The organism is Pseudomonadota bacterium (assembly GCA_011049115.1).
In the GTDB taxonomy this organism is placed as follows: domain Bacteria; phylum Desulfobacterota; class Anaeroferrophillalia; order Anaeroferrophillales; family Tharpellaceae; genus DSCM01.
Genome location: DSCM01000034.1, coordinates 1 through 15,450 on the forward strand (window position 1 = coordinate 1; position 15,450 = coordinate 15,450).

Below are 15,450 nucleotides of genomic sequence, written 5' to 3' on the forward strand. Positions count from 1 at the left end.
GCAACCGCCCCATCCCATCCTTGCAGGAATCGGGATACATACGCGTTTTTTCGATATCTTTGATGGTGATCAGTCCCTGCAAACGATTATCGTCATCGACTACCAACAGTTTTTCAATGCGATGTTTATGCAGCAGAACCTTAGCTTCATCCATGCCAATACCCTTGGAAACCGTAACCAGATTGTCCTTGGTCATAATATCCCGCAAAGGCCGGTCCATCTGCGTTTCAAAACGCAGGTCCCGATTAGTGACGATCCCAACCAACCGATTCCCATCAACAATCGGCACCCCGGAAATGCGATACTTCTCCATGACCTTTAAAACTTCATGGACCAGATTATCAGGAGCCATGGTGATCGGGTCAACAATCATGCCGCTTTCCGACTTTTTGACCTTATCCACCTCAAGGGCCTGGGCCTCAATTGACATATTTTTGTGAATGATGCCGATACCGCCCTCTCGAGCCATGCAGATCGCGGTTTTTGACTCGGTCACCGTATCCATGGCCGCGCTGAGCAACGGGTTTTTGAGCTTAATATCCCGAGTCAACCAGGTCGAAAGATCAACCTCATGCGGCAGAATGGCGGAATAACTCGGCTGTATCAAGACATCATCAAAAGTCAAGCCGACCCTAATTTTTTCAGATTTCATTTTCGATCTCCATAATAGCTGCAATAACTCAACTGGCGCCAAAGAATTTTTTCGCCAGTTCAACCTCATCCCGGCTGCCGATATAGACCGGACTGCGCTGGTCGAAATCGTAACATTCAAGATCAAGAATCGGCCTGCGACCGTCGGTTGCCACGCCCCCCGCCAATTCCGTCAGATAGGCCATGGGATTAAGTTCAAAAGGTAAACGAAGCTTGCCCTGAGCAGCTGAAACCGTGCCGGGATACATAAAAATACCCCCGCCTTTAAGTAGTATCTGATTGAGGTCGGGAACAAAGCCACCGCTATAACGCAACTTATAACCATCATCTTCTAGATGGCGGATAAAATTTTCATGTTCCGGCAGATAGTCGCGCCGCACCCCGCCGGGGCTGAAGATCGTCCCCCTGTTTTTGAGCGAGACGTACTCCCGGGTCAACACATATTCACCCAGGCTGTTCAGGGTAAACTCATGCACCCCGTCACCGGCGCCATAAACCAGGGTCGTGCGCGGGCCGTAAACAACATACATGGACCCGACCTGCCGACGCCCACACTGCAAGGGATCATCCCCGGCATAAATGGCGACAATGGTTCCCACCGCAAGGTTGACATCAACCAGGGAAGAGCCGTCCAGCGGGTCATAGCAGACCGCATAGCCGCCGCGTTTCCCCTGTCGATCAAAAATTATAATTTCACTCTGTTCTTCAGAAATTATACGACTGACCCGACCGGTATGATCCAACCGGTCCTTGATAATCTCATCGGCCAGAACATCCAGCGCCAGCTGGTCTTCGCCATAAAGATTGCTGGTTCCGGCCAGCCCCAGATCACCGGTGCGCATGGCATGATTTACATATTTCGAGGCAACTCCGACCTCATAGATAATACTGGCCAACCCCATTTCCACTCGACTTTTCATCAAATGGTTCCAGAGACCACGCTTGACGTGCTTTTTAATATTCATCTTAATCCCATTCCGATCCGGCTCCAGCGAAAACCCGAACACCGTGAAGTTTCACACCGCGCCCACTTCAGTAAAAGTTCAGCTTCCTTACTTCTCTCCGGCGATAGCCTCGCAGATATTATAGCAATGGTCCCCGATTTTCTCAAAATTAGTCAGAAAATCGATAAAAATCAGACCCGGCACCACGGAACAACGGTTTTCACTGAGCCGTTCAATATGCTGATCACGGTAGCGATTCTCCAGAGAGTTGATACTGTTCTCCAGCGCTCTGGCTTTCACCATCAAACGCTCCACCTTGCCCTTTTCAAGGCCCGTCAGCGCCAGCTCGATAAATTCCCGGGCTTTGAGTTCGATTTCGGCGATTTCCGCATTGGCTTCCTCACTAAAGTCAATTTTCTGATCCTGTTTACGTTCAACCAGGCGAATCAGGTTTTCGCAGTGGTCTCCCAGCCGCTCGAGGTTGTTGACAATATACATGGTCATGTTGACCTCGCGCGAGATCTCCGGGGTGGTTGACAGTTGCGTTACATTAACCAGAAAGTCGGTAATCTCCTTCTGCAACATATCTATCGTGTTTTCCTTACGGTACACCTTTTCCACCAGTTTTTGCGTGTAATTGGTATAGCATTCCATGGTCAGATTGAACATGCGCAAACAAAGACCGGCCATGCGCACGGTTTCCTTATGCGCCTGAGCCAGAGCCAGGGGCGGGGTATCAAGAACCCGGTTATCAAGATAACGCAGGTGATAAAAAGTCTCTTCATCGCCGGCCGGCACCATCCAGACACAAACTTTGGCAAGTATGCCGACCAAGGGGAGAAAAAGCAGACAGTTGAAGATATTGAAAAAGGTGTGCGCATTGGCAAGATGGCGGGCAATATAGGGTTTATCACCGATAGTGACAGCGCATTCGGCGGCCTGCGCCACTCCGACCACCAGGTCAGGATTTCCCGGAGTAAAATAATCAACCAGGCGAGTGAAAAACGGGAAAAGCAACAGTATATAAACCACCCCCAGAACATTGACCATCATATGAGCCCGGGCGGCCCGCTTCGCTGAAATATTAGTTCCGATACCGGCCAGCAAAGCCGTAATCGTGGTCCCGATATTTTCCCCGAGAATCAGGCCCACCCCTCCCTCGAAAGTCAGGGCTCCACTTGCAGCCAGTGTCATGGTGATTCCGACCGTGGCACTGCTGCTCTGCAGAATCATGGTCAACAGGGCCCCAGCCAGAACCGCCATGATATGATTACGACTGAAGGTAACAAACGCCTGCTGAAAAAAAGGCTGCGTCTTAAAACAGGCAAGGCCACCCCCCATGACATCCAGACCGTAAAAAAGCATACCGAAACCCAGGATGATTTCACCAAAATACTGCCAGCGTTTAGTCCGGGTAAAAAATTTCAGCGCCACTCCGATACCGATCGCCGGCAAGGCATAATGATGAACTTTGAAGGCAATCATCTGGGCGGTCACCGTGGTCCCGATATTGGCTCCAAGAATCACCCCGATAGCCTGCCGCAGATTCATCAAACCGGCATTAACAAAACCCACCACCATCACGGTCGTAGCGCTGCTGCTCTGCACGATGGCCGTGACTCCGGTTCCGACCAGAAAGGCGGCGATACGATGCGTCGTCAGCTTTTCCAGAATCTGCCGCAGACGATTGCCGGCGGCTTTCTGCAAGCCTTCCGACATAATTTTCATACCGTAAAGAAAAAGTCCAAGACCACCCAGAAAGGCAAACATCATTGCCTGTATCATTTAATACTCACTTTGCCGTCTAAAAAGTTGTCACTCAATAAATTTTAATGGCTGCACGAAAAGCCGCCGCAGAGCAACGATTTCAACCCCGGCCTGCTCCGCCATGCGGTGGAATTTTTTCAAAGCGGCCGCCGTCTCCGCATACGGGTGGCCGATCCCGATCGCAGTCCCCCTGATTGCGGCCACGGTCAGCAAGGTCCGCAGCTGCAGAAGAATATGCTGTTCATCCCTGAGGTTATCGAGAAAAACATCCCGCCGTAGCGCCGGAATTCCGGCGGCCCGGGCTTCCTCATAAGCACAACTGCCGGCAATCGTCAGGCTGTCGAGAAAAAAAAGTTCTCGATCCCTGAGGACCCGCATAACCATCCTCATTTTAACAGGATTGGCCGTCAGTCGTGAACCCATATGGTTATTAACCCCGATAATCCCCGGCACTGAAGCCAGATTTTCAAGCAGGGTTGACCGCATCTGTTTTTCATCCATCGCGCAGAGCAGGGCCCCGGGACCAGGATCGACGTCAGGGTAGTCCCGAGGTTCCATCGGCAGATGTAAGATCATATCACACCGCCGTTCCTGCAGGTATCCAGCGACCCGCTTCGAGTTCTCCAACCGTGGCAGCACGGCAAAGGTCAGAGGCAGAGAAATCGCGGCAAATTCAGCTGCGCTACTCAGACTAAGCCCCAGATCATCAATGACAATTGCCAGCCGGGGACGCCTCAGCCCCGGCTCAACCAATGATTTGGCTGTGATAAAAGTGCCGATGGTGACCACAGTTTCACCATCAAGAAGCAGAAAGGAACTGATCCCGCCCTCGTTGTCATATGAAAAAAGCAGACGTAAGGCAAAATCACGACCCAAAAATTCTTTGGCGGACTGCAGTACCAGCCTCAGAAGCTCAGGGTCAAAACAGACTCCGTCCATCCTGAGCCGGGACCACTCCAGAACACCGCTGCGCAGCCGTTGCCAATTCTGCCGGTTAACCTGAGCGGCCCGACTCAGGTTGATTTTCTGCAACAAACGGCCAAGAGCCGTTTCCAGTTTATTATGATCCTGAGGTTGAGCATTCCGAAGGCACTCCGCGGACACTCTCGAATCAGGTGCGGGCAAAACCTCGGCAAACCTTCGCTCCGCCAGCAAATAACCCAGCAAAAAGAAAAGAGCGGCCCCGGCGATTCCCAGAACCAGCCCCAGCCATCCTCCGGAAATCTTCGGTGTACGCTCTTTCACACGCATCATCAGGACTGGCTACCGATTATTATCTAGCTGCCGGAAAACCTTCCACCCCTGAAGCAACTCCAGAGCCCGCACCACCTGAATGTCATTACGCCAGTCTTCTCCAGCTGCTGCCGCCGCGGATTCGGCACCGCCTTCAGACTCCGCTTCAGGACGAATTCCACTCCCGCTTTCAGGCTCCGCATCCCTGGAAGGGTGAGCTTCATTCATTTCCGGGCTACTCTTAGCATTTTCAAAATGACCTTTAAGATCCTTTTCCTTAAGATCATGCATCAACCCTTTACCTGGTTCACGCTTGACCACGGTGCCGGCCTCGACCAGAACATCGGGCTCAATTCCTTTAGCCTGAATTGAACGTCCGCTCGGGGTGTAATAAAGTGAAGTTGTCAGGCGTACGGCGGAACCATCCTCAAGCGGGATAATGGTCTGCACCGAACCCTTGCCAAACGTCGGCGTCCCCATGACCAAGCCCCTTTTATGATCCTGCAGAGCCCCGGCAACAATTTCGGAAGCACTGGCGCTGCCACCGTTAACCAAGACCACAATCGGGTAATCACCCTCGGTACCATCATCATGGGCCTGATAACGCATATTCTGTTTGCTGATCCGACCGTCGGTATAGACAATCAGACCTGATTTAAGAAAATAATCTGAAACCGCCACGGCCTGCTGCAATAAACCGCCGGGATTATTACGCAGATCAAGCACCAGGCCGGATAACTGATGCTCGTCTTTAAGCTCTTTCAATTTCAGGTTGAGATCGCTGCTGGTCCGGGTCTGGAACTGAGTCAGACGAACATAGGCAATGTCATCGGACAGCATTTTAGCCTTGACGCTGACGACGTTGATAATATCGCGGACAATGGTCACATCCTGCAGAGAAAGGGCCCCTTTACGCATGATTGAAATGGTTATTTTGGTTCCCTTGGGACCTCGCATTTTTTTAACCGCCTCCATCAGGGTCAAATCCTTGCTCAACTCCCCATCGATCTTGATGATCCGATCACCGGCTTCTATACCGGCGCGAAAGGCGGGAGTATCCTCGATTGGTGAAACCACGGTCAGGACTCCGTCACGAATGGTTATTTCAATGCCGAGACCGCCAAAAGAACCGCTGGTTTCAACCTGGGTTTCCTTGAACATATCGGGAGGCATAAAACTCGAGTGGGGATCAAGATCCGCCAGCATTCCCTTGATCGAACCATACACCAGCTTTTTAACCTCAACCTCTTCAACATAATTTTTCTGTACCAGATTCAAGGTGTCGGTAAATAGTTTTATATATTCGTACGGGCTTCTGAACTGATCTTCCGAACCCTCTTCCCGGGCCCGGGAATTTCCGGGAAGAGCCCCAAGATAAACCAGCAGGAAAACGGCCAAGGCCAGAAAGACCGCGAAGGCAATGGATTTGCCCTTATGTTTTTCAATCATTTTTAAAAACCTCCAAAAAAATGAGAGACGGGAGCTTGCTGCAACCGCCTCGAACGACCTTTCAAGAACATCTTGATCACGAATATTTCTTTCCATTATACCCACTTGGTCCAGACAAGAAACCAATCATGAAGGCACCATATCGGATACCCAGGTCAACGGATCTTCAGGAACCCCGTCCCTGCGAATTTCAAAATAAAGGGCTGGTTCATTGGAGATTCCGCCTCGACCAACCCGACCGATAATTTCAGAACCTTGCAGACGATCCTTGATTCGACAGCTGAAATCCTCAAGATAAGCATAAACCGAGAAAAAACCGCCGCCATGATCAACCACCAAAAGATTGCCGTAGCCTTTCATCCAGGAGGCAAAGACCACCTGTCCGGCAGATACGACTTTTACCGGGGCCCCCAAAGGAGCCTCAATTTCGATCCCGCGATTACTGGTAACCGTGGCAAAACGTGAATCTTTTTCAAGACCGAAAAAACTGACCACAACCCCGTCCACCGGCATGGGCAGACGGCCACGCAAATCAGCGAAGTCCGTTTTCTCCGGGGCCACAGCTCGTGTCATCCTTTCGAGATCGGCAGCTACCCCTTCCAGCTCGGCGATAAGCTCTTGGTGGCTTTTAACCTGGTGCTTGATTTTATACAGCAACTCGTTTTTTTTGGCAATATTTTCTTCCAGTTCACCCAGATTAAGGGATTCACGGGCCTTCAGTTCGAGTAAAAAAAGACTACGTTTTTCAATACCCAGCTGCCGTGTTTCTACCTCACGAAGAAGACTCTCACAGGAAGCCCAAAGCCGACGATCAGCTGCCAACACCCGACGCCCGTAGACCAAGGCATTAAGCTTTTCCAGCAGGTCGGCATCCCCCCCTAAAAAATCTAGCCACTTGCCGGGGGCCTGACAATAACGAATCCGCAATCTTCGCTTAAACTCCTGCTGCAACTGCCGCAACTGCTCCCGCAGTCGACAAGCCTCGGCTTCCTGTTCGGAAATGACAGCCAGAACAGCCTCCATTTCCCTCGACAAGCCTTCCAGTTCATTCCGTAAAACGGCATGCCGACGATTAAGCTCGTCAATTTCCTGCAAGACGGTAAGCTGTTCCGAACGGGCCCTGGCCTCGACTTTGCGGGCCCTGGAAATCTGTTCCTTAACCGTACGCAACTCATCGAAGGTTTCCTGGGCCGGGACGTCCAATACCGCCCCCCACAGACCAAAACTGAGCGACAAGAACAATATCACCTGAAACCGGTGCGGAATAAACACTAGGATTCCAAGCGCAGCCAACGGCTGGATAAAAGAAAACCGGCCACGCCCAGGAAAGTTCCTATACAAATAAAAAAGAGCAGCTCCGAGACCGAGAAGAAGTGCAGCTGCGAAAGCGCGGCCCACTGCGGCACCTGCGACCGCAACCAGTCACAAAGATGACGAAAACCGGCATAAGCCAGACTCAGCGCCAGCATTGAGGCGGCAAGGCCCTGGAAAACTCCCTCAAAAAAATAAGGCAGGGCGATAAAACTTGAGGTCGCCCCAACCAAACGCAGCACCCGAATTGTATCCCGACGGGCGTAAAGTGAGAGTCGAATAGTGCTGGCTACAATAAATACCGTCACCGCCGAAAGAAAGATGGTAACTACGTATCCGAAATATTTAATCATCTTAAGAAACGAAAACAGGTGCATAAGCCAGCGATGACCATACTCAACCTGATCCACCCCTACCTGCCTTTCGAGTTGCCGGGCCAGACGTTCGACATCAGCAAGCTCGACAACGCCCTCATCAAGTAAGATCTCAAACGATGATGGCAGCGGATTTTCGCTCAAACCTTCAAGAAAAACAGCATCGTCTCCCAGGGTAACTTTGAAATTTTCCAGAGCCTGCGCCTGAGAAATATAAACAACCTTCTTCGTCTCCCGCAACTCAAGACAATATGCCTGGAGCGCGGACAATCTCGCCCGATCAAGATCATCTTCGAGATAAACTGCCAGTCGTAAATCGGCCCTCCAGAGAGAAACAATCCGCGTTACATTCCCATAGACCAGAAAATAAAGCGCCAGCAGAAGCATGGCGAGAGTAATTATCGAGATCGATATCAGGTTGATAAGCGGATGCCGACAAATATTATTCGCGGTAAGCTTAAAGAGAGAAAAGCTGTAATCTCGAATTCCGATCATATGAAAGACAGATGTCTCAGACAACCTGGGCTCAGTTCACCAAAGTAATTCATCCGGGCCACACATATGCCTGCAGAGAACCCCGATCAAGATAGAAGACCTTGCGTTTAAAACGTGGCAGAATACTCCGATTATGGGTAACCATAACAATGGTAGCCCCCCGGGAGTTGATGTAATTGAAAATATGCATAATTTCATTGCTGATTTCAAAATCAAGGTTGCCGGTAGGCTCATCCGCCAGAATCAGTCGGGGATCATTGACTAACGCCCGGGCGATGGCCACCCGCTGCTGTTCTCCCCCCGACAACTGCAGCGGCAGCCGCTCAATCTGTCGTTCAATACCCACTATTTTAAGTACCTGCCAGACCTTCTTTTGAATCAGGCGCCGAGGCGTTCCGGCCACCTCCAGGGCCAAAGCCACATTATCAAACACCGTCCGATAAGGAATCAATTTATAATCCTGAAAGACAATCCCCATCCGGCGCCGCAACCGGGCAATTCGAGACGGCCGGGCCCGCGCCAGATTTACACCATCCACCACGATCTGCCCTGAATCGGGTTCGAGATCAGCAAAAAGCAGGCGAAAAAGAGTGGTTTTCCCGGCGCCGCTGGGTCCGGAAAGATAAACGAATTCCCCCTCCTTGACCTCAAAAGAAATATCCTTAAGAATCAGATCCGGACGGCTATAACTTTTACTGAGATGCGATACACGTATCATCAGCCGCCAGACCTGCAAGCAGATTCCATAATTGACTACGTTCGCGTAAAGGCAACTCCAGGCTCACCCCAGACTTGCGCTGCCGAGCTTCGAGAATGCCCTTTTCATAGCCCTTGCGCCCAACCATCAGACGCAAAGGGGCACCGATCAGATCCGCGTCTTTGAATTTGACCCCGGGGCGCTCATCCCGATCATCATACAGAACCATGATCCCGCGTTGTTGCAATTCGCAGTAAAGCTGCTCGCAATAATTTGTCACCTCATCTGATTTAAGATCAAGATTGAGCAACACAACCTTGAAGGGAGCGAGGGCATAAGGGAAAACAATCCCATTTTCATCATGATTTTGCTCTATCGCAGCGGCCACCGTCCGTCCGATTCCGATACCATAGCAGCCCATGACCAGAAGACGCTCCCGGCCTTCCTGATCAAGGTAGCGGGCTTGTAATTTTTCACTGTATTTAGTCCCCAGTTTAAAGATATGGCCAACCTCGATTCCGCGGTCGATCTGCAAAACTCCAGAGCAACGCGGACAAGCATCTCCGGCTTGAACTTCAACCAAATCAAAGATTTTCTCACTGCTGAAATCACGTCCCCACTGCACTCCCTGCAGATGGAAACCGGCCCGATTAGCACCGCAGATCATGCCCGGCAAAAACGGCACCGCCCGATCAACCAGTAGCGGCAACCGGGTCTCCAGCGGCCCGAGAAAACCAACCGGCAACCCTAACTCCTCGGCCACCCGATCCGAAGAGGGTATTTCAACCCACTCAGCCGCCAAGGCGGCCTTGACCTTTATTTCATTGACTTCCCGGTCACCCGGAACCACCACCAGGCAAAAACCTGAATCCGATTCGAAAATCACACTTTTCAAGATGGCCCGGGGCCCGACCTTGAAAAAGGCGGCCACCTCTTCAACCGATCGGCAACCGGGCGTAGCTACCTCAACAAAAGCAGGCCGCAAACTTTCAACATCAACCGGCGGATCAGGAACAAAACCGCTTTCGGCTTTTTCAGCGTTAGCAGCATAGGTGCATTCACGACAGCTGGCAATCGCATCCTCGCCCGATTGCGCGAGAACCATGAATTCATGTGAGAAGCTGCCGCCGATAGCCCCGGAATCGGCTTCAACCGCCCGAAAATCAAGGCCGCAGCGAGCAAAGATACGACTGTAAGCCGTATGCATGGCCTGATAGCTTAACCCGGCTGCGGCATCATCCAGATCAAAACTGTAGGCATCCTTCATGATAAACTCACGCCCCCGCATCAGTCCGAAACGAGGCCTGACTTCATCCCGAAATTTAGTCTGTATCTGATAGAGATTAAGCGGCATCTGCCGATAGGAACGAATTTCATGACGTACCAAATCGGTAATCACCTCTTCATGGGTAGGCCCGAAACAAAAATCACGCTGATGCCGATCCCGAATCCGCAGGAGTTCCTTGCCATAGAAATCCCAGCGTCCGCTCTCCTGCCAAAGTTCTGCCGGCTGCACTGCCGGCAGCAGAACTTCCTGGGCTCCCGCTCGATTCATCTCCTGCCGGACAATCTCCTCCACATTACGTAAGGCCAGTAACCCCAGAGGCAGATATGAATAGATACCGGCAGCCAATCGCCGAATCATTCCCGCCCTGAGCATCAGGCGGTGACTGACTACCTCGGCTTCCGCCGGAACCTCTTTCAGCGTGGGCAGATACATTCTGGAAAAGCGCATAAACATCCTTTCTCGACCAACAGATAATAAAAAACTAGCAGCTTGTGAGACTTGTAGAAATTCCACCCCAAGTTGTCAAGTACAAAAAAGCCCCGGTCCGTCGAGAACCGGGGCTTTTACATGTGACACCAGAGTTTAGTTACCAATAAACTCGATTTAGAGCTCGCGGCGATCAGCCATATCGAAAAGTTTACGTTCCTGTTTAACATTGATGCCAAGCGCTTCACGCTTTTTATCAATATGGGCGATCATCTTGGCGGCGTGTTCATAAGGATCTACGGCAAAATCCCACATACCACCGACCTCACCTTCCAAACCTTTGAAGAGGTGCTCTTTGAACTTGGTGCCGTCGGTAACCGGGAAAGCGGCGCCAAATACCGTGTAAACCCCGGAGGAAACAAAATACTGACCGATTGAAATCGCCTTTTCGCTCATCCATTCGGGAGCGGAGCCGGCAACCGGAAGATCGGAAATCTTGTCGCCGAGCCCACCAATTTTGACCATTTCGGCGCAAGCGATCAGAATCCGGCTGTTGTCAACGCAGGACCCCAGGCTCAGAACCGGCGGAATACCAACGGTTTCACAAACCTCGGCAAGACCGGCGCCGGCATACTTGGCGGCTTCCGGCACCAACAGGCCGGCTTTGCCGACAGCAATGGTCGAACAGCCGGTCTGCACGACGAGAACGTTGTTTTTGATCAGCTCTTTAACCACTTCAGTATGGACCCAGTCGTGTTTGACGCGCGGGTTGGTACAACCGACAACCCCGGCGACCCCGCGAATCCGACCATTGATAATATTGTCATTCAGGGGGACATAGGAACCACGGAAAGAGCCCCCGAGATCATAGACAATGCTCTCATGACTGAAGCCGTGAATACCAATGTGCTTGTTCTGAGGAATTTCAATGGGCTTGCTGCGGTTTTTGTAACGCTCGATCGCCATTTCGACAATTTTGTCTACGCAGGCACGGGGGTTGGTCTCATCCAGCTGAATGTGAATCGCCCCTTCGATGTGTGCCCGGTAATTGGTCGTGATGAACGGAGTACCGTAACACTCGGCAACCGGAGACAGACCCTGCTTGATACACTGGACGTCAACCGCCATCGCATCGACGGCGCCGGTCACGAGCAGGGCTTCCGTGGACATGAAGTTACCGGCATGCGGCACGCCGTGCCGCATCAGGGCTTCAGCCCCGGAACAACACATGCCGGCCAGGTTAAGACCGGCGGCGCCGGCGGCTTTGGCTTTAGCGATCATTTTGGGGTCATTGACCGAATCAATCATAGCTTCAAACATGATCGGCTCATGCCCGTTAATGACCACATTGACCTGTTTTTCATCGAGACAGCCCATATCGACATAGCAGGCAATCGGTTTCGGAGTCCCGAACAAAATATCGGAAATTTCGGTCGCCACCATCGATCCACCCCAACCATCGGAAAGGGCTGCACGCTGAAACTGACGGGCGATATTGACATAATCCTGGTCCACACCGATATGCGTGCGATGCATCATTTCCATCAGTTCACGCATGGCGCCGCGGGGCACGATGCCGAGTTCACGCCAACGCTCCAGGGTCTTGGCCGGAACCCGCTTCATGAAAGGAATCTCACCTTCAACCTGGGTATAGGTTCTTTCCAGTTCACCCGCAAGTTCGACCGCCAGTTCCTTGATGTCACGAGTCTTAACCACGCCGTCTACCTCTACCGTGGTCGCGATATCCAGGGATTCACAGACAGCCAGCAACTTCTTTTCATCCTTAATCCGAAAACCATCAATCTTGCCGTGCGCGACTTCCTTGAAACAATCGAGCATTCCCATGCCGTGGTCGGTATGAGCAGCGGCGCCGGCAACCACCATCCGGGCAAAGTTACGAGCTGAGATGGTATCAATCGTCGCCCCGCAGACACCCTGTTTGGCGTAAGGATCTTTCGGACTCAGACGACAGGGCCCCATTGAGCAATTCTTACAGCAGGATGAAACCGCGCCAATCGGACAGGGGGCCATGTCGTTGGCCCGATGAAAAGAGATCTGCACCCCGTCCCGATTTGCTTTTTCCAGCATCTGAATGGTGCTGGCGCAAATGGTCGCTTCCTGAATGTTTAATTCTTTTGCCATTGTCTTACTACCTCCTTGATAGCGTTAGTTTTACCGGCCTGTTATTTTAACCTGACGGAGCTTGCGTCCGCCTCTGACATTTAGACGTGCGGGACCACATAGAGCAATCTCTATACCACAAATTCTTTTTAATTTATCCCTGAAAATCAGGGACGCAAAGCATACCTTCAGACCATATTATACGAATTTTTTTCGCATGTCCGAATTTTTTTCGCGAATTATTGCCGGCAAAAGAAAGAACGTCGCCTCCAGGAAAGGAAACGATCTGCCACCCTGAATTCGAACGTCAGCAAACGCGGAAGCGTTTTAAACCCCAGATTTTTTGACTGTCAAGAAGAAGTGACAGGCCCCTGATTGATCAATTCTTCAACCTCCATCTGCTCCTGCCCCCCCACACACCGACAATCCTTGCTCATGAATACCTGCCAGCACCTTTTCATAAAGACTGCGACCCTTTATCGGGTCAGCCGCCCCGAAAAAAGATGGCCGGTGACCCTTCCTGACCTCTCCATACAAAGTAAATTGCGGAACTACCATGACGCCGCCGCCACACTGAGCCAGAGAACGCCCCATCCGCCCATGAGCGTCCGCAAAGATTCTCAAACCACAGATTTTTTTTTACCATGTAGTCCACATCCGCGCCTTCATCCATCAGGCCGATCCCCAGAAGAACCAAAAGGCCCTGGCCGATAGCTGAAATTTCCCGACCCTCAACTCGAACCACCGCCGAATTGACTCGCTGGACGACCGCCCGCATAAACATTTTCCTTTCAATCATCACGCTCTTGACTTCATGCCGTTTTTCTACTAGATGTTGCCGGCATCAATGACCGCAGCGGCTTCCGCAGACCGACAGGAGCGACAACACAACTAAACCGGCGTCAATGAAAACAAAACCTATAGGCCCTCCCCGCGCCGAAGCAGCGCCCTCACCAATCCGGACCGAGACCATGGCGCAGCTTCTCCTCGACCAGCGTCACTGGCGGGAAGCCATTGAAATTTACGAAAAGCTGGGGCAGCAAAACCCAAGCCGAGAGCCTGCCTACCAAAAAAAAATAACTGAAATCAAGAACCATTTCGAACCAAAACTAAAACCGACACCGCAACGTCAGCAACGAACGCTGAAACAAATAAAACAGCTTAGAGGTCTGTTGCGCGTCCTCGAACAACAAACCCAAACAGACGGTAGCAACCAATGAGTTCCCGCAGCATCCTGATTATTCATGGCCCCAATCTGAATCTCCTGGGCAGGCGAGAGCCGGAAATCTACGGAACTCAGACCCTGGAAATGATCAATCAGGAAATTATCCGCAAAGGCCACGCTCTTGGCTTAACAGTGAGCTGCCGACAAAGCAACCATGAGGGGGAAATCACCGACTGGCTGCAGCAAGCCGAAGGGCAAGGGTTTTCCGGTATCATCATCAATCCGGCGGCTTACACTCACACCAGTGTCGCGATCCGCGATGCCATCGCGGCGATCAGAGTCCCGGTAATCGAGATCCATCTCAGCAACATTTTTAACCGCGAGGCCTTTCGCCGGGAATCCTTGACCGCAGCCGTCTGCCACGGCAGCATCTGCGGCTTCGGCCCGATTTCATACCAACTCGCCATCGAGGCTTTCAACATCATCTTTCTGACAGATGCACACGACAACCCCGCCAACCCCCAGGCTCAGAAACCCTAAACCGGTCCCTTTTACCTATGCCTAGACATTCGGACAGACTCGACCAGCTGCATCGACTCCTAGAAAGTGCCCACTACGATGCTTTCCTGATCAGCCATCCGGCCAATCTCAGCTATTATACCGGTTACAGCGGGGACAGCGCCTATCTTCTGATCGGTGCCAAACGCAGCTGCTTTTTTACGGATGGCCGCTACACCACCCAGGCCGCAGACGAGATTCCTGGTGAAATCGACCTGATCCGTATCAATTCGGTTGCCGATCTTTGCCGACACCTGCGAAGCGAAAACCTGATCCGGAAACTAGGCGTCGACGAAACCAAAATGAATCTGGGCGACTGGCTCAAATTGCGTGAGCACCTTGACGGTCGGGAACCGGAACCGGCCGCAGCCTTGATCAACCTGCCCAGGCTCTGCAAAAGCGAAGACGAAATTGAACGACTGAGCAAGGCTGTCAAGGTTTCCGAAACGGCCCTACAAAACACTCTCAGCCGCCTTGAAACGGGAATCAGCGAACATGAACTGGCGCTTGAACTTGAATACCAAATGCGCCGGGCCGGAGCTGAACGGACCGCCTTTCCCCTGATTATCGCCAGCGGCCCACGTTCAGCCCTTCCTCATGGCCTGGCCTCGCCTCGCCGACTGACCCCCGGAGATATCGTGACCATCGATTTTGGCGCCTGCCTTCAGGGCTATCACAGCGATCAGACCTGTACCTATTTCCTCAGCGAACCGGAACCAGAAGTGAAGCAGGTTTACAATGCCCTTTATGAGGCTCAACATCAAGGCCTTCAGGCTCTGAAGGGCAAGCTACTCCCCAGCCCCAGGGAGCTCGACCGGACCGTCCGAAAGGTTTTGCTTGATTCCGGCCTCGGTGAGTATTTCAGTCACGGCACCGGCCACGGCATCGGCCTGGAAATCCATGAAGCGCCTTCAATCTCCCCGAATTCAACCAGCGAGACACTGGAAATCGGAATGGTTTTCACGATTGAA

General features: G+C 51.9%; 13 protein-coding genes and 1 pseudogene. 3 read left to right on the forward strand and 11 right to left on the reverse strand.

The window, feature by feature from the left end; translation table 11 throughout:
* The 11 genes and pseudogenes from ENN66_03135 to ENN66_03185 form a co-directional block, all read right to left on the reverse strand.
* On the reverse strand, positions 1-652 hold a 652-nt coding region (locus tag ENN66_03135), incomplete at its 3' end, for a CBS domain-containing protein (protein ID HDS15603.1).
* 28 nt (positions 653-680) lie between these two features.
* Positions 681-1,616, reverse strand: a complete 936-nt coding sequence (locus tag ENN66_03140; GenBank protein ID HDS15604.1) for a fructose-1,6-bisphosphatase — start codon at positions 1,614-1,616, stop codon at positions 681-683.
* A gap of 87 nt (positions 1,617-1,703) precedes the next feature.
* Positions 1,704-3,380, reverse strand: coding sequence for a Na/Pi cotransporter family protein (locus tag ENN66_03145; GenBank protein HDS15605.1), 1,677 nt, complete (start codon positions 3,378-3,380; stop codon positions 1,704-1,706).
* A 30-nt stretch (positions 3,381-3,410) separates the two neighbouring features.
* Complete coding sequence (locus ENN66_03150; protein HDS15606.1) at positions 3,411-4,616, reverse strand: divergent polysaccharide deacetylase family protein; 1,206 nt, start codon at positions 4,614-4,616, stop codon at positions 3,411-3,413.
* Positions 4,617-4,625: 9 nt separating this feature from the next.
* On the reverse strand, positions 4,626-6,044 hold the full coding sequence (locus ENN66_03155) for a S41 family peptidase (GenBank protein ID HDS15607.1): 1,419 nt from the start codon (positions 6,042-6,044) through the stop codon (positions 4,626-4,628).
* A 126-nt stretch (positions 6,045-6,170) separates the two neighbouring features.
* Positions 6,171-7,280: a hypothetical protein gene (locus tag ENN66_03160; protein HDS15608.1), complete on the reverse strand. Its 1,110-nt coding sequence runs from the start codon at positions 7,278-7,280 to the stop codon at positions 6,171-6,173.
* Positions 7,281-7,315: 35 nt separating this feature from the next.
* Entirely contained in the window at positions 7,316-8,224 is a 909-nt protein-coding gene (locus ENN66_03165; GenBank protein HDS15609.1) for an ABC transporter permease, read from the reverse strand.
* 49 nt (positions 8,225-8,273) lie between these two features.
* Positions 8,274-8,942 (reverse strand): cell division ATP-binding protein FtsE, encoded by a 669-nt coding sequence (ftsE, locus tag ENN66_03170; protein HDS15610.1) that lies wholly within the window; start codon positions 8,940-8,942, stop codon positions 8,274-8,276.
* On the reverse strand, positions 8,917-10,656 hold the full coding sequence (locus tag ENN66_03175) for a proline--tRNA ligase (protein HDS15611.1): 1,740 nt from the start codon (positions 10,654-10,656) through the stop codon (positions 8,917-8,919). The genes ftsE and ENN66_03175 overlap by 26 nt, the downstream gene beginning before the upstream one ends.
* A 156-nt stretch (positions 10,657-10,812) precedes the next feature.
* Positions 10,813-12,777 carry an anaerobic carbon-monoxide dehydrogenase catalytic subunit gene (cooS, locus tag ENN66_03180; protein ID HDS15612.1) on the reverse strand — a complete coding sequence of 655 codons (1,965 nt, stop codon included), beginning with the start codon at positions 12,775-12,777 and terminating at the stop codon, positions 10,813-10,815.
* Positions 12,778-13,106: 329 nt separating this feature from the next.
* Positions 13,107-13,534 (reverse strand): annotated as a pseudogene (locus ENN66_03185) (D-tyrosyl-tRNA(Tyr) deacylase).
* Between the two features lie 193 nt (positions 13,535-13,727).
* On the opposite strand from ENN66_03185, the gene ENN66_03190 reads away from it, so the two are divergent.
* The 3 genes from ENN66_03190 to ENN66_03200 all read left to right on the forward strand — a co-directional run.
* Complete coding sequence (locus ENN66_03190; protein ID HDS15613.1) at positions 13,728-13,976, forward strand: hypothetical protein; 249 nt, start codon at positions 13,728-13,730, stop codon at positions 13,974-13,976.
* Positions 13,973-14,461 carry a type II 3-dehydroquinate dehydratase gene (aroQ, locus tag ENN66_03195; protein ID HDS15614.1) on the forward strand — a complete coding sequence of 163 codons (489 nt, stop codon included), beginning with the start codon at positions 13,973-13,975 and terminating at the stop codon, positions 14,459-14,461. Before ENN66_03190 ends, aroQ begins: the two co-directional genes overlap by 4 nt.
* Positions 14,462-14,478: 17 nt before the next feature.
* Positions 14,479-15,450 (forward strand): aminopeptidase P family protein (locus ENN66_03200; protein HDS15615.1); only part of this gene is annotated, 972 nt, incomplete at its 3' end.

What these genes read in the sequence shown, in the direction of transcription:
- ENN66_03190 (HDS15613.1), top strand. Translation starts at nt 13,728, where the DNA reads ATGGCGCAGCTTCTCCTCGACCAGCGTCACTGGCGGGAAGCCATTGAA.
- ENN66_03175 (HDS15611.1), bottom strand. Translation starts at nt 10,656, where the DNA reads ATGCGCTTTTCCAGAATGTATCTGCCCACGCTGAAAGAGGTTCCGGCG.
- cooS (HDS15612.1), bottom strand. Translation starts at nt 12,777, where the DNA reads ATGGCAAAAGAATTAAACATTCAGGAAGCGACCATTTGCGCCAGCACC.
- aroQ (HDS15614.1), top strand. Translation starts at nt 13,973, where the DNA reads ATGAGTTCCCGCAGCATCCTGATTATTCATGGCCCCAATCTGAATCTC.
- ENN66_03165 (HDS15609.1), bottom strand. Translation starts at nt 8,224, where the DNA reads ATGATCGGAATTCGAGATTACAGCTTTTCTCTCTTTAAGCTTACCGCG.
- ENN66_03145 (HDS15605.1), bottom strand. Translation starts at nt 3,380, where the DNA reads ATGATACAGGCAATGATGTTTGCCTTTCTGGGTGGTCTTGGACTTTTT.
- ftsE (HDS15610.1), bottom strand. Translation starts at nt 8,942, where the DNA reads ATGATACGTGTATCGCATCTCAGTAAAAGTTATAGCCGTCCGGATCTG.
- ENN66_03140 (HDS15604.1), bottom strand. Translation starts at nt 1,616, where the DNA reads ATGAATATTAAAAAGCACGTCAAGCGTGGTCTCTGGAACCATTTGATG.
- ENN66_03150 (HDS15606.1), bottom strand. Translation starts at nt 4,616, where the DNA reads ATGATGCGTGTGAAAGAGCGTACACCGAAGATTTCCGGAGGATGGCTG.
- ENN66_03155 (HDS15607.1), bottom strand. Translation starts at nt 6,044, where the DNA reads ATGATTGAAAAACATAAGGGCAAATCCATTGCCTTCGCGGTCTTTCTG.